The 19,615-nt window shown below is 36.5% G+C and carries 19 protein-coding genes, 2 pseudogenes and 1 other annotated feature; of the genes and pseudogenes, 19 read left to right on the top strand and 2 right to left on the bottom strand.

From position 1 onward, the window contains the following. A pseudogene (locus tag J2S17_RS27880) lies at positions 1-984 on the top strand (IS4 family transposase); the annotation flags it as partial. A 308-nt stretch (positions 985-1,292) separates the two neighbouring features. Beyond that, on the top strand, positions 1,293-1,478 hold the full coding sequence (locus J2S17_RS27875; protein ID WP_307480450.1) for a hypothetical protein: 186 nt from the start codon (positions 1,293-1,295) through the stop codon (positions 1,476-1,478). A gap of 51 nt (positions 1,479-1,529) precedes the next feature. On the opposite strand, the gene J2S17_RS27870 is transcribed toward J2S17_RS27875, so the two are convergent. Next, on the bottom strand, positions 1,530-2,720 hold the full coding sequence (locus J2S17_RS27870; protein WP_307480447.1) for a YhgE/Pip domain-containing protein: 1,191 nt from the start codon (positions 2,718-2,720) through the stop codon (positions 1,530-1,532). Positions 2,721-2,883: 163 nt separating this feature from the next. Here J2S17_RS27870 and J2S17_RS27865 point away from each other — a divergent pair, with 163 nt between their 5' ends. From J2S17_RS27865 to J2S17_RS27800, 14 genes are all read left to right on the top strand, one after another. Next, positions 2,884-3,525, top strand: coding sequence for a TetR/AcrR family transcriptional regulator (locus J2S17_RS27865; RefSeq protein ID WP_307480445.1), 642 nt, complete (start codon positions 2,884-2,886; stop codon positions 3,523-3,525). A 40-nt stretch (positions 3,526-3,565) separates the two neighbouring features. Continuing rightward, positions 3,566-4,279, top strand: a complete 714-nt coding sequence (locus J2S17_RS27860; RefSeq protein ID WP_307480442.1) for a polysaccharide deacetylase family protein — start codon at positions 3,566-3,568, stop codon at positions 4,277-4,279. 193 nt (positions 4,280-4,472) lie between these two features. Further along, on the top strand, positions 4,473-5,027 hold the full coding sequence (locus J2S17_RS27855) for a GNAT family N-acetyltransferase (protein WP_307480456.1): 555 nt from the start codon (positions 4,473-4,475) through the stop codon (positions 5,025-5,027). Between the two features lie 45 nt (positions 5,028-5,072). Then, the gene (locus tag J2S17_RS27850; protein ID WP_307480440.1) at positions 5,073-5,612 is read left to right on the top strand and encodes a GNAT family N-acetyltransferase; all 540 of its coding nucleotides are present in this window, start codon (positions 5,073-5,075) and stop codon (positions 5,610-5,612) included. A gap of 110 nt (positions 5,613-5,722) precedes the next feature. After that, a complete protein-coding gene (locus tag J2S17_RS27845; RefSeq protein WP_307480436.1) occupies positions 5,723-6,124 on the top strand; it encodes a VOC family protein in 402 nt (133 codons plus the stop codon). A gap of 370 nt (positions 6,125-6,494) precedes the next feature. Continuing rightward, positions 6,495-6,719: a binding site (T-box leader), on the top strand. Positions 6,720-6,767: 48 nt separating this feature from the next. Continuing rightward, the gene (gene thrS, locus J2S17_RS27840) at positions 6,768-8,690 is read left to right on the top strand and encodes a threonine--tRNA ligase (RefSeq protein WP_307480434.1); all 1,923 of its coding nucleotides are present in this window, start codon (positions 6,768-6,770) and stop codon (positions 8,688-8,690) included. 379 nt (positions 8,691-9,069) lie between these two features. Next, positions 9,070-9,585 carry a GNAT family N-acetyltransferase gene (locus J2S17_RS27835; RefSeq protein WP_307480431.1) on the top strand — a complete coding sequence of 172 codons (516 nt, stop codon included), beginning with the start codon at positions 9,070-9,072 and terminating at the stop codon, positions 9,583-9,585. A gap of 182 nt (positions 9,586-9,767) precedes the next feature. Further along, positions 9,768-9,950 carry a hypothetical protein gene (locus J2S17_RS27830; protein ID WP_307480428.1) on the top strand — a complete coding sequence of 61 codons (183 nt, stop codon included), beginning with the start codon at positions 9,768-9,770 and terminating at the stop codon, positions 9,948-9,950. 12 nt (positions 9,951-9,962) lie between these two features. Continuing rightward, positions 9,963-10,421: a S16 family serine protease gene (locus J2S17_RS27825; RefSeq protein ID WP_307480453.1), complete on the top strand. Its 459-nt coding sequence runs from the start codon at positions 9,963-9,965 to the stop codon at positions 10,419-10,421. A 462-nt stretch (positions 10,422-10,883) separates the two neighbouring features. Further along, positions 10,884-12,014 carry a sensor histidine kinase gene (locus tag J2S17_RS27820; RefSeq protein WP_307480425.1) on the top strand — a complete coding sequence of 377 codons (1,131 nt, stop codon included), beginning with the start codon at positions 10,884-10,886 and terminating at the stop codon, positions 12,012-12,014. Between the two features lies 1 nt (position 12,015). Next, positions 12,016-12,654, top strand: coding sequence for a response regulator (locus J2S17_RS27815; protein ID WP_307480423.1), 639 nt, complete (start codon positions 12,016-12,018; stop codon positions 12,652-12,654). 113 nt (positions 12,655-12,767) lie between these two features. After that, on the top strand, positions 12,768-13,700 hold the full coding sequence (locus J2S17_RS27810; protein ID WP_307480420.1) for an ABC transporter ATP-binding protein: 933 nt from the start codon (positions 12,768-12,770) through the stop codon (positions 13,698-13,700). A gap of 12 nt (positions 13,701-13,712) precedes the next feature. Beyond that, a complete protein-coding gene (locus J2S17_RS27805; RefSeq protein ID WP_307480417.1) occupies positions 13,713-14,981 on the top strand; it encodes an ABC transporter permease in 1,269 nt (422 codons plus the stop codon). After that, positions 14,978-16,078: an ABC transporter permease gene (locus J2S17_RS27800; RefSeq protein WP_307480415.1), complete on the top strand. Its 1,101-nt coding sequence runs from the start codon at positions 14,978-14,980 to the stop codon at positions 16,076-16,078. The genes J2S17_RS27805 and J2S17_RS27800 overlap by 4 nt, the downstream gene beginning before the upstream one ends. Before the next feature lie 171 nt (positions 16,079-16,249). Here the strand turns inward: J2S17_RS27800 and J2S17_RS27795 are convergent. Beyond that, positions 16,250-17,008: pseudogene (locus J2S17_RS27795) on the bottom strand (SDR family NAD(P)-dependent oxidoreductase). Positions 17,009-17,154: 146 nt separating this feature from the next. Here J2S17_RS27795 and J2S17_RS27790 point away from each other — a divergent pair. From J2S17_RS27790 to J2S17_RS27780, 3 genes are all read left to right on the top strand, one after another. After that, entirely contained in the window at positions 17,155-17,319 is a 165-nt protein-coding gene (locus J2S17_RS27790; RefSeq protein WP_307480413.1) for a TetR/AcrR family transcriptional regulator, read from the top strand. Positions 17,320-17,814: 495 nt separating this feature from the next. Continuing rightward, complete coding sequence (locus tag J2S17_RS27785) at positions 17,815-18,615, top strand: alpha/beta fold hydrolase (RefSeq protein ID WP_307480409.1); 801 nt, start codon at positions 17,815-17,817, stop codon at positions 18,613-18,615. A gap of 248 nt (positions 18,616-18,863) precedes the next feature. Further along, positions 18,864-19,421 (top strand): class I SAM-dependent methyltransferase, encoded by a 558-nt coding sequence (locus J2S17_RS27780; RefSeq protein WP_307480407.1) that lies wholly within the window; start codon positions 18,864-18,866, stop codon positions 19,419-19,421. Positions 19,422-19,615: the final 194 nt, after the last annotated feature.

The raw sequence follows: 19,615 nt of genomic DNA, 5'->3' as shown, positions 1-19,615 counted from the left end.
ACTGCGGGAGTTAAAATCCAACTGGAATACGATTTACTAAGTGGCCAATTTTTAAACGTACAGCTAGGACCAGGAAAGAACAATGATAAAACATAGGGTACCAACTGCCTTGGGAGCGTAGAAGCGGGTGATTTATGCTTACGCGATCTTGGTTACTTTGATTTAGAAGACTTACAAACTATTCATGATAAAGAGGCTTATTATATCTCGCGGTTGAAGCTTAATACTCGTATTTATACCAAGAATCATGAGCCAAAGTACTTCAAAAATGGCATCTTAAAAAAGCAAACGGAATACACCCAGCTTGATATGACACAAATGATGTCTAATCTAACGCCTGGTGAAACGATGGAAATACCTGAGGCATACATTGGAAAAAATCAGAAGCTTCCAGCACGTGTTATTATCCATCGTTTAACAGACGATCAAAGGCAAACACGCCTTAAAAACCAAGCGATACGTGAAAAGAAGAAAGGAATAGTTATGAAGGAAAAAAGTAAGCACTTGATGGGTATGAACGTCTATATCACGAATACATTGCCAGAAGAAGTTCCTACTGATTATGTCCATTCGCTCTATTCCCTGCGTTGGCAGATTGAGATTTTATTTAAAACATGGAAGTCATTCTTTGAAATCGACGAATGCAAAACAATCAAAAAGGAACGCCTTGAATGCCATTTATATGGCCAACTCATTGGCATTCTCCTCTGTTCATCTACCATGTTTCAAATGCGACAGCTTCTGCTTGAGAAGAAAAAGCAGGAACTGAGTGAATACAAGGCGATTTATATGATTAAAGATTACTTTCCGTTACTATTTCAAGATACAAAAGTTGGCACAGAAGAACTTTTGAAGATTCTGCATCGCCTTTATCATCTGCTTAAAAAGAACGGTCGTAAATGTCATAGGTATAAGAAAATGACCGTTTTTGATATTCTTGGGGTTGTGTATAAAACAGCGGTAAAAGATAGACAAGTTGCTTAGCAAAAAAATGCATTTTTAATAGGCTTGTTTGGCATGCCTACTTTTCCATCACTCACTAGTTTTGAAACAAGGCTCGTTTCGTATCTAGTTTTTCCGTTGTTAGCTTGATGGCTATGGGGATAAAGCGGAAATGGGTAATAAATTAGGCTGAGTGTGTATTGTTTTCCGTAATTTATTTTAAGTAGTGTATAAGATATGTATAAATGAAATTGTTAGGGAGATGAATGATGGAGAAACCTACATTTAATAGGAATCAACTGGTACCCGCCTCACAAGCTGCAATATTGTAAAACAATTAGTAGCAGAGTATGAAGAACGTAAATAACTTGAAAGATCCTTATGTTTACCCATGTACGGATGTATTAAAAAACAAACTCAATATTAGGGGTTATGAACGTCTAGAGTATGTGGAGAAAGAAATTATATCGGTTCGTTTGCATGATATTGTTGAAGGGATATTAACTGATGTCCTTTTTGATATCTTACACAAGTAATAAGCTCAACTGAAAAAGAGGAAATAAATCCCCTCGATCAGTTGGGTTTATTTATGATCTTATGTTTTGCTGAACTGCTGTATTTCTTTCTGGTTTAAAGATAGACAGGAACATAATGAGTAAACTGCAAGCCCCAATCCAAACGAGTGTGGAAACAGAATGACTCCATGAAAATCCTTTTTCGAAGAAAAATAATTCTCGAAGTCCATCTGTCATAAATCGCATAGGTAGCCAAGGATAAATCCAATCTTGATAAAATGTTGGCATGAGCTCGGGCGCCATGGCTAATAATGGAGCGCCAAAGAATAGGATAAGGGCAAAAATCGGCACACCAGCGAGGCCAACCCATGCCAACACAGCAGAAATCATTAAGAAAAAGGCCAAATAAGAGACTGCGACAAACAGTGATGTATCAATGATTTTAGGCACTTCAAGTCCAAGTGCTCCATCGGCAAATAAGGTTAATCCAAAGCCCGCAGTAAGAGATAGAATGATACCTGCGCATAATTGAGCAATCTTGGATGAAAACTTGTCTTTTCTGCTGTGAAAAGTCATATTTTTATTTGACACAAATAAGAGAATTGCTCCAATTAAACTAGCCATCCATATAGGTTGGAATAAAGATACCGGTACGTTTCCATTTGCACTGTGATCGCCTATCTCATTAACATTTGTTATTTTTTTGATAATCGGAGAAGCTAAAACCTCTGCTTGCTTTGGGGTTAAACTGGCTTTGGCTTGTTCTAACCCATTGAATGTATCTTGGCGGACCTTCATATTAAGGTTGTCAACAATGCTGTTCAATATTTGACTTGCTAAATTCGCAGCAGGTGTGTTCATTCCTTGATTAATTAAAATGTCCACTGTTGCTGATTCAGGTGCTCCTGTTTGCAATGTTGCTTGCTTTTGGCTAAAGTTTTCTGGAATAACGAGTGCAGCATAATATTCTTTCTTCCCCATTCCTTTATTTACTTCTTTTAAATCTGCTGCTTTGATCCACTTTACGGCAGAATCCTCCGCTGACTCTGCAGATGCTTGCAATATATTCTCAACTGCTATGTCACCCACATTTAAGTTGGTTCCGTTTGGCAAGACAACTCCACTATCCTCATTGACAATGGCAATAGGTAAATTCTTCGGAACTGGTGAAATGGATGGCACAATAGTCAAACTGAATATAACGATGACAATGAGTACAATGAGAGGTGATAAGCCTGTAAGCTTTTGTTTAAATAACCCCATAAATAAACACTCCTTCTATTAATGGACATAGTGTTGATTAATTGCTATGTTCTTTATTATAATTAATGTTTGTTGGAACTCAATAATCAATCTTATAAGGAATGTGCGGTATTCAACACTCTAAACAAATCTGTTGATTTTGATGAGAAAAGGGTGAAGGAATGTGTCGGAATTAAATACGGATCGAAGGATTCGAAAGACAAAAAAAGTCATAAGAGATGCGTTAACAGATTTAATGGAGGAAAAGGGATTTGATGGCATCACAGTAAGAGATTTAACGGAGCGAGCAGATATTAATCGCGGTACATTTTACTTACATTATCGGGATAAATATGATTTATTGGAGCAAAGTGAAGAAGAAATCCTCACCCGATTAAAGAAGATGCAATTGGATATAAAGGATTTGGATATTGAGGATCTTTATGAGTACTATTTGAAAGAAGAGCCTTTTCCTTTTGTCGTTCAACTTTTTGAATATATTCAAATAAATGGGAAATTTATGAGAATACTCATGGGTCCAAAAGGCGATCCAGCCTTCCCAAGTAAACTAAAAAGTTTCTTATCAGGGAATATGATGCAAAATCTATATGGTAAAGCAAACGGCAATGAATTAAATATTCCTGTAGATTATATTATTGCTTATGTCTTATCTGCGCAGGTAGGTCTTATACAGCAATGGCTAAACAGTGGAATGAAGGAGTCACCGAAAGAAATTGCGTTGATCGTCCTAAATATTACTTTTATGGGTCCACTTCAAGCATCGGGCATCATATCTTTAGAGAAAATAAAAAGAAAATCCTTCTAAGTAAGAAATTTACACTAAAAGGAAGATGGAAGTGATTCTGTTGAATAAAAAGATAATCATTTATGTATTGAGTGCAGTAGTGGTCATCGCTCTATTATTTGGAACCTATAAGCTGATGAATGCAAGAACACATCAGGCTTTTGGAACTATCATAAGTGAAGTGGAAACAGATCAAAAAGTGGTAGCATTAACATTTGATGATGGACCATCAAGAAATGTAGGTTCAATCATTTCTCTCTTGCGAACTTACAACGTAAAAGCAACCTTTTTCCTTATTGGGAATGAGATGGAACAATACCCTGAAGAGACAAGAGCAATAGTAGAAGCAGGCCATCAAGTAGGAAATCATACATTCTCCCACGATCGTATGGTTTTTAAAACACCTTCGTTCATCAAAAAGGAAATAGAGAAAACAAACAAACTCATAAAAGAAGCAGGTTATGAAGAAGAAATCGACTTCCGGCCGCCAAATGGGAAAAAGCTTTTCATATTGCCCTATTATTTAAACAAACAAGGTATAGATACAATCACATGGAATCTTGAACCGGATAGTTTCTTTACAAATGCAAATGACAAGATAAATTATGTTGAAGAAAATATTCATGAAGGATCGATTATTTTAATGCATCCACTGTATGATCAGTCGGGTACAGCACTAGAAGCTATTGAAGGAATCATTCAGTCACTTTTAAGTAAAGGGTATACATTTGTGACTGTAGAGGAAATGAAACAATTACATGGGGAGCGATCATGAGGATCGCTCTTTTTTCTAATTATTTCACCGCAAAAACATGCATCGATTCACCCATTTGGCCATTTTATTGTTAAACCAAAAAAGATGAATGCAATAAAATTTGCGCCGTTAGGAGAGGTGAATTCATAAAATGAAACCTAATACGATCGCTAAACGTAAGGAATTAGTGATAATTATGATAGGGGGAACTCATATGCTGCAGTCAGATAGAATTCAATTTCGAAAGATGGTTTCGGAAGATATTGAAATGTACCACAAATGGAGAAATGATATGGATGTGATGATGACGACGAGTCCATTTCTGGACGTTTATTCATTGGCTGAAACAAGAGATTTCGTTGAACAAGTCATACTTCATTCCAGCAACTCTAAATGTTATATTATGGAGGCGAAAGCAACCTCTATGGCAATAGGCGTAGTATCATTGATTAATATAGATGCAAAAAACCAAAATGCGGAGTGCGTTATAGATATTGGTGAAAAAGAATATTGGGGAAAAGGATATGGCGGAGAAGCTTTACGTTTGTTGTTGAATTATGCTTTTTTAGAACTCAATCTGCATCGGGTTGCATTAAAAGTGTTTTCATTCAACGAAAAAGCAGTTCATCTTTATAAAAAGCTAGGTTTTAAACAAGAAGGCTGGAGCAGAGAAAATTTATATAGATATGGTAAGTGGCATGACGTGATACATATGGGAATATTAAAAGATGAATTTGTTGAACATTTAAGTAAAGACAACCAACTATAGAGATTAACTATTGAAGTGAATTTTATCAATGGAGGTGTGACGAGAATGATAAAAGGTGATGATATTTACATAAGACCATTTACAGGTTTAGACTCTGTAAGTTTATTAAATTTACAAACAAGCAATCGAGAGTTCTTTGAGAAATTTTCTATGTCTCGCTCTTCGCATTATTATTCATTGGATAACCAAATGAAGTTAATAGAGAAGTGGAACGATAATCAAGAAAAAGATAGAGAATATAATTTCGGCATCTTCAAATCGGAGAGTGATGAGTTAATTGGAACGGTAAATTTATTTCAGGTGATTAGAGGGTCGCTTCAAAGTGCATTTATAGGCTATTTTTTAGCTGAAAAACAAAATGGCAAGGGTTACACAACTAAAGCGGTTAAGTTAATAGTTGATTACGCTTTTAACAATCTTCAGTTGCATAGAATTGAAGCGGGCGTCATGCCGCATAATATAGGCTCCATTCGTGTTCTTGAAAAAGCTGGATTTCATAAAGAAGGCATCGCAAAGAAAAATGTAAAAATTAACGGCCGATGGGAAGACCATCAAGTGTTGGCGATTATTCATCCTAATGACTGATATTAATAATCAAGGTCACTACTGATAAAAATAATGTATACGCTCAATACGTGAATAGAAAATTCATCGAAACAGAATGGGCATAGTAAGTGTAAAGGGGAGAATCTTAGATGAAGCCTAAAATCGATATGATTACAGTTCCTGTCAAGAGTTTAGAGGTATCAAATAAATTCTACAGAGATTTGATTCGGGTATCAGAAGATCAGATTTCTTCAGGTGATAATCATACTGCTTTCTTACTTGATGGAGGAATGTCATTAGTATTGTTTGAGCATGTAGCGTTTGCTCAGATGACGGATCAAAAGGAGGATTTGATTTTCTCCAGTTTGATTCTAACTCATACTGCGGAAAGTGAAGCAGAAGTATGTGAGATACTTCAAATGGCAGAGCAGGCAGGTGGAATAATAATCAAAAAAGCTATAAGAGATGAATGGAGTTTTAAAGGCTGCTTCAAAGACCCGGATGGGCATATTTGGGAAATATTGGCCTGGAATAATAATCAGCCAATATAAAATGAAAATAAAACGAAAAAATATTAATTATTTTCAAAAAATATCTTGCAATACTAGAAAAATTAGAATAATATATAAAACAATTAAAATAAACAAATGAGCAAAAAAAGCTATGATAAGGACATGAGATGATTGTTTCGGTTTCCAGAGAGGGAAGTAAAGGTGAAATCTTCCTAGCGCAGAACAAGATCTTACCACCTTTTGAGCTGTATTGGGGAAGGAAAGTATCCGATACCGTAAATGCGACGTTACCGCACCAAAGCCATAAGTAATAAATCATCTTATGGAAAGTTGGGTGGAACCACGGGTAAAAGCACACTCGTCCCTTATTATAGGGATGAATGTGCTTTTTTATTTTACTTTGAATAAGAAAATGGCGATGAAGAGGATATGAATTATTTTTACGGTTTTCAGAGAGGGAAGGATAGGTGAGACCTTCCTAACTTAGGAGTATAATTTACCGCCTCCAGAGCTGCATCGGTGAACTAAAGTATCCGGTGCCGTCATAGCGACGTTAACGTACCAGAGCCATAAGCATAATCAAGCTTATGGGAAAATGGGTGGAACCACGGGTAAAAACACACTCGTCCCTTGTATAGGGATGAGTGTGTTTTTTTATTTTAAAAAAGGAGTGTTTATCGTTATGGAAGAAAAAATGATTAAAGTACAATTTCCTGATGGGGTGAAAAAGGAATTTTTGCGAGGAACAACAGTAGAAAGTATCGCGGGCGCCATCAGTTCAAGCTTAAGAAAAAATGCGGTTGCTGGCAAAGTGAATGAAATTCTGGTGGATCTAAATTATAGAATTGAAGAGAATGCAAACCTATCCATTATCACAACGGATTCTGAGGAGGGTATGAGAGTACTGAGGGAATCAACTGCACAGGTATTGGCTCAAGCTGTAAAGCGACTTTATAACGAAGTGAAATTAGGTGATGGTCAAGTGAATGAAAATGGGTTTTATTATGATTTTCAGCTCGAACAAAGCTTGTCACCCGTTGACCTTGCCGCAATTGAGAAAGAGATGGAGAAAATAATAAGTGAAAACCTTGAAATTAAACGGTTGCAAGTATCATTTGAAGCGGCCGAAAAACGATTGAGTGAAAAGAATGAGCGATTTAAGTTAGAAGCTTTACAAGATTTGTCCAAGAATGAAAAAATAACTCTCTACCAGCAAGGAGAGTTGCTTGATCTTGGTCGGGGACCTCTTCTTCCCTCAACAGGTCGCATTAAAGCATATAAATTATTGAAAGTATCCGGTGCTTACTGGAAAGGTGAAAAGCAAAATGAGGTCATGCAAAGGATTTATGGAGTAGGGTTTAAAAAGAAACAGGATTTAGATGACTATCAATCGATTCAAAATGAAGCAGCAAAACGCGATCATCGCAAATTAGGGAAGCAATTGGAGCTATTCATGTTTTCTGATGAAGCAGCTGGCATGCCATTTTATTTGCCTAACGGCCAAATTATTAGAAATGAATTAGAGGATTTTTCACGCGAACTTCAGATTGATGCACAATACGAAGAAGTGCGTACACCCTATATGATGAACCAACAATTATGGGAGAATTCAGGACACTGGGATCATTATCATGAAAATATGTATTTCTCTGATGTGGATGATACTAAATTTGCGTTAAAGCCAATGAATTGTCCTGGCCATATGCTTATATTCAAAAATAAACCGCATTCCTATCGAGACTTGCCCATTCGGCTTAGTGAATTTGGCCAAGTCCACCGGCATGAATTTAGCGGGGCTTTAAATGGAATGACTCGTGTCCGTACATTCTGTCAAGATGATGCACATATTTATGTCAGGGAAGACCAGATAGAATCTGAGATTAAAGGTATCTTTAGATTGATCGATAAAGTATATAGCACTTTTGGATTTGAATATTCTGTAGAACTTTCCACTCGTCCAGAAGATTCATTAGGCAATGATCGATTTTGGGAGGAATCAGAAACAGCATTGAAAAATGTTTTAGCGAAATTGGATATTGAGTATCGGCTAAATGAAGGAGATGGCGCATTTTATGGACCTAAAATTGATTTTCATATACAAGATGCTTTAAAAAGAAGCCATCAATGTGCAACTATCCAGCTTGATTTTCAGATGCCAGAAAAATTCGATTTAACTTATATAAATGAAAACAATGAAAAGGTGCGCCCAATTGTCATTCACCGCGCTATTTACGGTTCAATCGACCGTTTCTTTGGGATACTAATTGAACACTTTGCAGGAGTGTTCCCGGTATGGTTAGCGCCTTTACAAGTGTTACTCATACCTGTAGCTCAAGCTCACCTCGAATACTGTTTAAAGATTCAGTCTGAGCTGAAGAAACTAGGGGTTAGAGTGAAGGTTGATTCTAGGGATGAAAAGCTAGGCTATAAAATAAGAGAAGCGCAGATGCAAAAAGTTCCATATGCAGCAGTAATAGGAGATAAAGAGATAAACGAGGAGACGTTCAATGTCAGGAAATACGGTAGCAGAAAATCAGACAATATCCCAATAGAAGGTTTCAAAGTCCTCATTGCAAGCCAAATAAGCAAGCGCAGCAGAAATTAACTTCAAGGAAGCCACTTTCTTTGGAAATTGGCTTCTTGGATTTTTGAAGGAATTCATCATGCAATAATAGAATTATCTTAGATCTGAATTTTTCTTGGTGGAGGAACTTATGGAACAAGATGAGCATGAATTGAACAAGTGCAGCAGCTTATTCAAATGCACAGCAAGGGTTTGCTTGGCGGTGATAAAATGCCGGAGGATGTGCTGATAGATGTGATTCCAAAGGAAGAATGATTGAATGTATTAGCATTGGGGATGTCACTCAAATTTATCTGGCCAGAAGCTCTTTATTGGTAAAGCACTCTAGATAATTATACGAAAGTTCGTTGGAAATCACGCAAATTCCAGTGGATCAAACAATAAAAAAAGGAAGTTTAAAATGAACATACATATTAAAAAACTGCAAAAAGCAGATGAAACGGCATTATACGAATTTGAATTGTCCAATCGCTCATTCTTTGAAGAAATGGTCCCTAGTAGAGGAGATGAGTATTATAAATTTCCTCATTTCCAACGCTTCCTCACATCCTTAATAGAAGAGCAAATTAAAGAAGAATCTTTTTTCTACCTGATCAAAGATGAAGAAAACAGCATTATTGGCAGAGTGAATCTCATTGATATTAACAAGGGCATTGGCCACATTGGTTATAGAGTGGGTAAGAACTTCATTGGAAAAGGTGCTGCTTATAATGCTGTTAAGCTCCTGCTGGAAGAGATCATGAAAAAGCGCGCTATCAAAGAGATTCACGCCAAAACGACAACAAATAATATCGCTTCACAAAAAGTGTTGGAAAAGAACGGCTTCCAAAACTTAGGTCAGAGCGAGGAAATATACACTGCTGAAAACGGTGAACAATTTAATTTTATTCATTTTGTTTGGCGGAAAACTCAGTAGGTTGGGCTGCTAATAGAATGAATATCAAAATGGATATAGGTTTCATTTCAGGTATTTTCTTTGTGAATTTCCTGTTATTAATGAGTGTTTTATTCCTTATGCTTATTATTAGGAAAACGGCAATATCAAAACGTGCATTTGTTTTTTCAGCCTTATTATCAATGCTATTATTGATATAAGAGTTGCCCAATATACTATTAGATGAATATCACTACTTGGTCACTAGCTACAACGTGCCAGAGGAATTAGTTAAAGGCTCAGGTATATTTATTTTATCTGTGAATGTAGAAACGGTTATCAATCTCCAAAATGAACAAGTGGTAGAAGAGGTTTATAGAAATAGTAAAAAGAAATTTATGAAATAACCCCTATTACAAATCTTATTCGCTATAGCAGCGGAAATTTCAGAAGTCTTTGGGCTAGTTGGCTTAAAAAAGGATGAATTTGAACAGATATCTGAGAATGTTCAGATCTATTTAAAGAAGAACAACATTGAAATAAATGAGTTTTTATCTAGAGAGAACTCTGGTGGCGACAGTGCTGGTTTAGCTCTAGTGTTATCGAGCGTTGTAGCAAACGGGGAACTACAGAATGACATACCAATCAGCGTTACAGGAGCTATTAGTAATACTGGAATGGTAAAAGAGGTTGGTTATATAAAAGAAAAAGTTCTGATTGCTGATAAAGACGGCTTCTCTCATATGATCATCCCAATCGCAAATCTTAATGAAGCCAACAAGATTAAAGAAAAACAAAACCTCCATATTCAAATAATCGGGGTCCGGAATGTTGATAAAGCTATTCAACTCATAAAAGACCTTAATAGCAGAAAGTAACAAAAGATAAAGGGTGTTAATTAAGGTAATACATATTAATGAATAAGAAGCTGTACTTAGAGAGAAAGGAAATGCATACATTTAGTGAAAATCTTCAAAGGTCGAGACGTTTCTTCAAAAAGCGAGACAGTTATGTTTAACTAGATGATTAAATTAATCATTCTTAAAAACTTCTAATAAATTTCTTAATGTACGACTAAAACTAATAAAAATGATGCAAGCCCCTTAATTTTTACAGGGCGGGTATTTTAATATTTCTTCTTCCCATTAAATCTTTAATCTTTATGATATCGGTCATCTTTTCAACTCCCTCTATTCAATAGCAAAATCTCACTTCGTAAATATTACAATCGATAATAAAATTGTGGATTCAGTTAGATTCATGTCTTTGTGAATCATAGTATAGTTTTGGGGGAGTAAATGGATATTATTATCTAATCGTTATGGAAGGAGTACATATATATGAAAAAAACGTATTTTATTTGGCTTGCTATCCAATGTGTTGTCTGGACATTTGCTTTTTTTCAATTGCCCCCGGAGCTAAATGAAAGACGGCTGACAAGTATGAGTATCTTTTTTATCATATTGTTTCTTCTGCCTCTTTTAACAGAAAAACCGTTAATCCAAACAATTTTATTTTGTATACAAGCGCTCATAACAATCATTATCTTTTATCCTATAGACAATGTGTTGAATCCGTATGTAATTCTAATACAATCATTAATAATAGCGGAAGCAGTTTTTTATCTTTCTCGATTAAAAAGTTTGATTGTGATTGGCGTTCAGCTAGGAGCGGCTGCTGCAATTGTGTTGGCATCGACCCTTACTGCTTCACAATTAGCTTGGTGCGGACTTTATTATCTATTATTGGTTATCGCGCTGCTGCATTACCAGGTGATCTATAAACAGGAGAAAGCGCAACGAATAAACAACGATACCCTACTAGACGAATACAGAAGGATGAAAAGGCAGCTTATTACTGAGGAAGAACAAGCCAGGCAGGATGAGCGGATGCTGATTGGTCATGAAATTCATGATTCTGTTGGTCATAAACTTACAGCTCTGCTCTTGCAATTTGAAGCTTTTCGCTTAACTGCAGATGAAAAGGACAAAGTAATGATTGGAAATCTCAAAGAACTTGCTGAGCAAAGCTTAGATGAAACACGGCAGGCGGTGAAGTCCTTTAAGCAAAGAGAAGTAGGCGGACTGCAAGGAGTAATCCGGCTCATTCGAAAATTAGAAATGGAAAGCTTTATGAAGGTCAATTTTTCTGTCAAGCATGGAGCGTTTGCGGCTCCCTTAACAGGAGAACAGTCCTTTGCAATCTATCGTGCAGTGCAAGAGGCATTGACGAATATTATGAAGCATAGTACTACAAGAGAGGCCCAAGTGATATTTGAAACGCCTGGCGGGAGTATTTTTCGCTTTGAAGTGATTAACCTTACAACGCCTGCTCCCTTTTTTCAAGAAGGATATGGATTGAAAGCGATGCGAGAAAGATTAGAGAAAGTTGGAGGTTTATTGGAAATCGATTATGATAAGCAGCAATTTGTAGTGAGAGGCATTATAAGATTAACAGATCGGAGTGGCTAGTATGATAAAGGTGTTGCTTGCAGAAGATCAAGTGATGGTCCGCCAAGGCTTGAAGGCAATGATTGAAACTGATGATGAAATTAAAGTAATAGGCGAAGCGGATAATGGTAAGAAGGCGGTTAATTTATGCGAGAAACAACTTTTTGATGTGGCAATTTTAGATATTCGCATGCCGGAAATGGACGGAATTGAAGCAGCGAAAATACTGCGTTCGCGTTATCCTCATATGAAAATTCTTATGCTCACTACTTTTGACGATAATCAATATGTGCTTGATGCGCTAAAGTTGGGAGTAAGTGGTTATATGCTGAAAAATGGGGATACAGAATCGCTTATTCGTTCGATTAAAAGCGCATTGAGCGGCGGACTTTCTCTTGAAGATCAGGTCGCAGCGAAAGTAATGCCGGTTTTACTTCAAAAGGAATACGAAGAAGAGCGGCAAATTAATCCGACGTTAACACCAAGGGAAAGAGCGATATTAAAGTGCATTGGCGAAGGGCTGAACAATAAGGAAGTGGCAGAGCGTTTAGGCTTGTCTGTGGGCACAGTTAAGAATCAAACAAGTCATATTTTAGATAAATTGGAATTAAGGGATCGGACCCAATTAGCCATTTATGCGATACGCCATCGTCTTGTATAAGGGATAAAAAATGACAAAAGTAATAAGAGTCTGTTTGCAGAGTGACCATAGTCAGTAGTGACTTTGGTTTTTTTATTTTAAGATGCAATTAGAAGAATAAAGGAGGCAAATACATGCTTGAAACAATCAATTTAAGCAAGTCATTCAAGGGTAAGAAGGTCGTGCAGGATGTCAATCTATATCTTAACAACGGTGAATCCGTCGGGTTATTAGGTCCAAATGGTGCAGGGAAATCTACGACAATTTCAATGATATCAACTTTGATAAAGCCTACAAGCGGAGAGATAAAGCTGAATGGTGTCAACACAATCGATAAACCAGGTGAGATTAGAAGAATTTCGGGTGTAGTTCCACAGGAATTAGCGCTATATCAGGAGCTATCTGCCTATGAGAACCTTAAGTTTTTTGGAGCCATTTATAAAATGAAAGGGAAGGAACTAGAAAAAGGCATCCAACAAGCTTTAGAATTTGTCGGCTTGGAAGCTCGTCAAAAAGATTTAGTAAAGACCTATTCTGGCGGTATGAAGCGTCGGCTTAATATTGCAGCAGCATTATTGCACAAGCCGAAAATTTTAATATTAGATGAGCCTACTGTCGGCATTGATCCGCAATCGAGAAATCATATTTTGGAAACTGTACGCATGTTAAATCAAAAGGATGGAACGACGATTCTTTACACTAGCCATTATATGGAGGAAGTGGAACAGCTATGTGATCGGTTATACATTATGGATCACGGCAAAATTATTGCAGCAGGTACAAAAGCTGAGTTGCTCAGCATTTTGTCGACCGAGGATACGATAAAAGTGGAGTTAAATAAAATGGACGAAACATTTGTTGAGTATGTAAAGACAATTGAAGGGGTTCGTAAGGTAGAGGCATCTCATTCGCAAATGAAGATTATTGCGACAAAAGGAAGTAATTTGATTAGTAAGCTCGTTCATCTTGCTGAAAAGCATCATATACAATTGATAAATTTTCATACTGAGACGCCTAGTTTGGAGGATGTTTTTCTTCATTTAACTGGAAGCAAGCTGCGGAATTAAGGAGGTGGAGTGATGCGAAGCTTTATAAAAAAGGATTTATTAATTTTTTGGCGTGATCGGAAGGAGCTCGCCACCGTCCTTATACTGCCTATCCTTTTAGTCTTAGTGTTGAATTTTGCATTTGCTGGATTGTTTAGCAACAATGAGCAGTCATCTTTGGATTTACAATTAGCAGTCGTAAATCAGGATGACGTAGCAGAGGCGATGGCAAGGTTGAACGAAAAATTGGTTAACGAAGCTTCATTAGGGGATCAAGAAGCAAAAGCTTTAGTTGAGCAAGCAAACGATATACACCCCGTTCAACTATTATTCGATTTTCTAGAAAGTGAAGATTTAAACGACTGGGTGACGGTTCATAAGCTTGAAGAATCAGTGGCAGTAGATAAAGTCAAAGAGGGAGATCTGGATGCCATTCTTATCATACCTGATGGGTTTACCGCTGAAAGTTTATATGCGGCCTTTGTAGGAGAATCTCCAGCTACCACATTGGAGTATAAGTTGGAGAAAGAAACGAGTAACAGCAGCGCTTTATACTCTATCATTCACGGATTTATTGATCATTTAAATTATCAGTTTGCAATACAGGAAATAGCAGGTGCTTCAGAGCCAGCGGTGAAGCTTCCGGAAGGCGGTTTTGAGAAAATAGGTGCGGGTGAAACCTTTACTATGACCCAATATTTTACGGTTGCAATGGGAGCGTTGTTTGCTTTATTCCTAGTTGCTACGGTAGCAACCAAAACGGGAGTGGAGATTAGGGAACAAGTGTTTAACCGAATCTTATTGACGAATAGTCACCCAATGCATTTTTTAATCGGAAAAATGGTGTCTACGATTTGTTTAGTTTTGCTGCAAATTATATTTGTTATGATAGTATCCCACTTTATCCTCGATGTATTTCCGGATCGTTCCATAACCTTTTGGATTGGACTCATAGCGATGGTAATCTTGCTTTCGCTGGTACTGTCAGGCTTAGCTGCTGTTTTTACAGCGATTTCACTAAGGGTGAACGATATTGATGCGGCTAATGGAATTTTTATGTTAGTCATTTTACTGTTTGGTATTATTGGAGGAAATTTTGTGCCAATTTATATATTACCAAATTGGCTGCAACAAATTGGCGAATGGACACCGAACGGTCTATTTTTAGTCATGTTAACAGACTGGATACAATTTGAGGAGCTATCCTCTATAGTTAAGCCGAGTATTTTATTGACAGGGATTTTCTTACTATTTACTATGATTGGTTTAGCTTTGTTTCCGCAAAGGGGGAAAGCGAAGTGAATTCAGTATTATGGGTGCAATTTTGTAAAGATAAACGAAACCCGTTAGTTATTTTATTGTTTATTGCTGGAAGTATCCTTGCTACCTTTTTATTTGCTGGAGGTGTTTATTCGCCAACAACAGTGGCTATTTTTAGTGAGGAAGAGAATGCCTCGGAAATCGAGACAAAGTGGGAATCGTTGTTGAATGTCGATGACTCCATTCAATTTGAAATTGTGGAACCGGAGGAAGCGCGGACAAATGTAAAAGATGGGAATATTGATGTGGCAGTAATGTTAATGGAAACAGATTACAGATTGGTCGTCACCAGTGAACTACCAAGCGTTTCGTATGTTCAACAACATGTTGAAAAAGTATTTCAGCGGGAGGCACAAATTAGTGCAATTGTGGAAACACAAGGAGAAGAAGATGTTCGCAGCGAAATCGAGAACTATTTAGCGGATGCACCTTTTCAGTTAGAAACTCAAGGGACTGGCAGTGAACAAGTCCCTAAGTATAACCTGAGTACTCAGCTATTGTTTGCATTTACCTTTTTGATTTCAATGTTTATTCTTGGGTTAAAGGTTAACAATGTGACGAATGACAAGGTTTCTGGAATTTGGGACCGGATGATTTTGTCCCCGATGACGAAAACAAACATGTATTGCGGTTATGTGTTAGATAGCTTTCTAATTACTTTGTTTCAAATTGTAGTCGTGCTGCTAATGTTTAAGTATGTAATGAATTATGAAGTAGGCGATAATCTCTGGTTGGTGATTATGATTGCGGCATTCTTTACATTTAGCATGATTAGTGTTGCCATGTTAATTACCGGTTTTATTAGAACGCCAGAGCAATTTTACGCAATATACCCTTCAGTAATTCCACTAATTCCGCTCATTAGCGGTGCTTATATGATGCCAGGAACAATTACAAATCCGATATTATTGTTTATTGCCGATCTATTTCCAATGGCACATGCCATGGAGGCGATCATGTCTGTGATATTCTATAATGCGGGTCTACAAGATGTAATGATGTCTTTATTGTTTATGCTTTTGATTGGCGTAGTAGCGATGGGAATAGGGATTAACCTCATTGAGCGCAGAAGTAAGTAGGGGTTTTTAGGTAATTAGGGTAATCATTGTATAAAAGGAATGCCTATATTTTGTCACATAACTACGGTTTACCCGTTTATTTCAGAGAACACAGACTTAGATTATTAGTTAGCAAATTAGATATAATAGAGCATTCTTTTATGAGAATGCTCTATTTAACATATTGATAGATTATAAAGTTAGCCCACCATCTACTACAACTGTTGTACCTGTCATATAGCTAGAGGCATCTGATGCAAGAAAGGATACTACATTGGCAATTTCGTTTGGTTCTGAGAACCTACCCATTCTCATTACACCTATTTCTGCAGGCACATAGCCAGTAGTTTGCATTTCTTTTGTTACGCTATCTGTTAGTGGGGTACGTACACCACCTGGGCAAATGGCATTCACACGGATGCCTTTAGAAACATATTCTAGTGCTGCACCTTGTGTCAGCCCAACTACCGCGTGCTTGCTGGCAGAATAAACGGCTGCGCTGTGCTCTGAGCGAATGCCTGCTGTGGAAGCAGTATTGATAATATGGCCATGGCCTTGTTCTTCCATGACCTTTAGCACATGCTTCATGCCAAGGAAAACACCTTTTGTATTTATATTCATCACACGATCGTATTCTGTTTCCTCAATATCAGTGAACATAGAGAATTTTTGGACCACGCCCGCATTGTTAAAAAATACATCAATTGATCCAAAAGTGTCTACTGTCTTTTGAACATAATTTTATACATCAGCTGCATTTGTCACATTTGCTTTGACAAAAATCGCTTCTGCTCCTTTTTCTGTAACTAGTTCTAATGTTTCTAGAGCAATTGTTTCATTGAAGTCTACAATGACTAAATTGAAATCATCCTCAGCTAATTGGAGTGCTGCGGCACGTCCAATTCCTCCACCGGCTCCTGTTATAATCGCTGTTTTTTTCCTCATCGAAATATCCCCTTTTATTTGATTATTTATAAGGTTCAATTAGACACCCTGTCTATTAAATGATAATATACAAGAAAAAAATTAGGTAATAAGAAGCTCTTATTTTTGAGTTGATAGACATATATATCGTTTGTGTTGAGGATGGAGATTAGATGGAAAAGCAAGATCCGAGGGTACAACAAACTTTTGATATGCTTCAAGATGGTTTTACACATTTAATTCAGGCAATGCCGCTCGAACAAATCACAATAAAAAAACTGACAGAAGCTTCAAGAATAAATAGAACGACCTTTTATTTGCATTTTTCTGATTTGTAGGCATTTATTGTGCAATATTGTGAAACTATATTTACTAAATGGACTGAAATTTCCATATATACCCCACCAACCCCTTTACATCGATCCTTAGATGAACCTTATCCAGGATTAGTGAATTTATTAGAACATATTAAACAGGAGAGTATAATGTATTCATGTTTATTGGTGGAACATCGTTTACCCCAATTTACAATCCGGCTCAATGAATGGATGACAGGGGCAATACTTGATCAGCAGTATTGTCTTTTTCTTATTGCACTATCGTGGCAGCATTCCTGTAATACCTTAAGACTACTTCGAGTTTGTGAAAAGCTATAGGGTGCTTGCTTAAAAAAGGGAAAGTCCCTTTTTTGTTGAATTTATTGAACTAACGCAGCAGGTTAGATGTTCTTCACTATAAGTAGCAGTGGTTGCAAGATACTGATATACAATTGATTTAATATAAGAAATCCATTAGAAAATTTAAAATACAATTATTATAGGGAGGGTCAGCAAATGATTGAGAGAAAGATACAATCATCAAAAGGAACGATCTATTACTGGACGAATGAAATAGTTCCTCCACAAGAAATTGCTATTGTTTTTTGTCATGGATTAACAGGAGACCACACCCTTTTCGATAAACAAGTTGAGCATCTATTTGCTGAATATAAGTTGATAACTTGGGATTTTCCTTTGCATGGAAAATCAAGACCGTATGAAGATTTTTCTTTCGCAAATGTAAATGAAGAGATGTTAACTATACTGGAACAGGAGAATATAGAAAAAATAGTCTTAGTGGGGCAGTCAGCAGGAGGTTATATTGCTCAGTCCTTTATTTATGAATATGGGGACAAGGTAATAGGGTTTATAGGAATAGGCACAACTCCTTATGGTAAAAGTTATTATAAAAAATCTGAACTGTTTTGGATAAAACAATATTCTACTATTGCCAGACTGTACCCATTTAGTTATTACTGTAAAGCAGGTGCAAAAGCTATTACAGTAACTGATGAAGCAAGGACAAGTATGTACAAAACCTTAGTTAGTTTGGGTAAAAAAGACATGTTGAAGGCGGCCAGTGCAGTTTATGGTGAGTTTTTGAAGATAGATGATGAAGTTCAATTTAACTGTCCAGTTTTGATTACTTATGGAGAATATGACAATACAGGTTATGTTAAAAAATACTGTAATAGCTGGGCTGAAAAGACGGGGTATCCATTGAAAATTATTTCGAGTGCCTCTCATAACGCAAACTATGATAACTATGAGGAGTTTAATGGACTACTTGTTTCTTTTGTTCAATCAATTATATAAATTACATATGTTTCATATTATATGGCACTTCATAAACAGAAAACAAGAAATTGTGAAGGAATGTACTTAAAGTAACGGGGGCTTTCCTTTAACAACGGGAAAGCCCTTTTGTTATGTCACTAAAGGGGCAGGTTAGTTGAATAAGAAACCCAATAAAAACCTTAAGAATTCTTAAGGTTTTTATTGGGTTTCTCTTCAGGTTTTGATTTTATATTGGATTATAAATCATTACCTAGAGGAGTATATAAATGAAAAAAGAGTCTTTTATCTACCAATATTTATTTAATCCAAGAAGCGTTGGTGCAGTCCGTCCTAGTTCTAAATTTCTTAGTAAAAGAATGGTGGAGGAAATAAACTTTAAGGACACAAAATACATTGTGGAATATGGCCCAGGTACAGGTGTTTTCACAGAGGAAATCTTAGAGAGAAGAAATAAAAATACCATAATTGTATTAATTGAGTATAATCAAGTATTTTATCAGTTGCTTAAGGGAAAATTCGCTAATGTCAGTAATATAATCATTATTTTTGGCTCTGCTGAATATGTTCAACACTATTTAATGGAGTACAATATTCCTTATGCAGATTATATTATCTCTGGTTTGCCGTTTGCTAGTTTACCTCATTATGTTGCAAATGAAATATTATCGAATACCTTATCTGTTTTAAAAACAGGTGGAGAGTTTGTGACTTTTCAATATACTAAGGTTAAAATACCATTTATGAGAAATTATTTCCCAAAAATTACAGTGAAAAAAGAATATAGAAATATACCGCCGGCTTATATTCTTCATTGTAAATTATAAGGAATAAGAAGGAGTTAAATGATGCAACCTAAAATACTAATAATCGATGATGATAAAGAAATAAGGAATCTTATAGGGATATACCTAGAAAATGAAGGTTTGGAGCGTCTACACTTATCTGGACAGAAATATTAAGGTCACGTACACTTGACCTAAAACAGATGAGGAGCCCCAACTATGATAAAGCGAGAACG

The organism is Cytobacillus purgationiresistens (assembly GCF_030813235.1).
Taxonomy (GTDB): Bacteria; Bacillota; Bacilli; order Bacillales; family Cytobacillaceae; genus Cytobacillus; species Cytobacillus purgationiresistens.
This window is presented reverse-complemented; position numbering and strand designations above follow the sequence as displayed.

Bases quoted from the DNA above. Each gene is read 5' to 3' on its own strand.
- J2S17_RS27870 (WP_307480447.1), bottom strand. From the start codon at position 2,720: ATGGGGTTATTTAAACAAAAGCTTACAGGCTTATCACCTCTCATTGTA.
- thrS (WP_307480434.1), top strand. From the start codon at position 6,768: ATGGAAGAAAAAATGATTAAAGTACAATTTCCTGATGGGGTGAAAAAG.
- J2S17_RS27815 (WP_307480423.1), top strand. From the start codon at position 12,016: ATGATAAAGGTGTTGCTTGCAGAAGATCAAGTGATGGTCCGCCAAGGC.
- J2S17_RS27845 (WP_307480436.1), top strand. From the start codon at position 5,723: ATGAAGCCTAAAATCGATATGATTACAGTTCCTGTCAAGAGTTTAGAG.
- J2S17_RS27780 (WP_307480407.1), top strand. From the start codon at position 18,864: ATGAAAAAAGAGTCTTTTATCTACCAATATTTATTTAATCCAAGAAGC.
- J2S17_RS27785 (WP_307480409.1), top strand. From the start codon at position 17,815: ATGATTGAGAGAAAGATACAATCATCAAAAGGAACGATCTATTACTGG.
- J2S17_RS27790 (WP_307480413.1), top strand. From the start codon at position 17,155: ATGGAAAAGCAAGATCCGAGGGTACAACAAACTTTTGATATGCTTCAA.
- J2S17_RS27875 (WP_307480450.1), top strand. From the start codon at position 1,293: ATGAAGAACGTAAATAACTTGAAAGATCCTTATGTTTACCCATGTACG.
- J2S17_RS27820 (WP_307480425.1), top strand. From the start codon at position 10,884: ATGAAAAAAACGTATTTTATTTGGCTTGCTATCCAATGTGTTGTCTGG.
- J2S17_RS27850 (WP_307480440.1), top strand. From the start codon at position 5,073: ATGATAAAAGGTGATGATATTTACATAAGACCATTTACAGGTTTAGAC.
- J2S17_RS27810 (WP_307480420.1), top strand. From the start codon at position 12,768: ATGCTTGAAACAATCAATTTAAGCAAGTCATTCAAGGGTAAGAAGGTC.
- J2S17_RS27835 (WP_307480431.1), top strand. From the start codon at position 9,070: ATGAACATACATATTAAAAAACTGCAAAAAGCAGATGAAACGGCATTA.
- J2S17_RS27805 (WP_307480417.1), top strand. From the start codon at position 13,713: ATGCGAAGCTTTATAAAAAAGGATTTATTAATTTTTTGGCGTGATCGG.
- J2S17_RS27855 (WP_307480456.1), top strand. From the start codon at position 4,473: ATGCTGCAGTCAGATAGAATTCAATTTCGAAAGATGGTTTCGGAAGAT.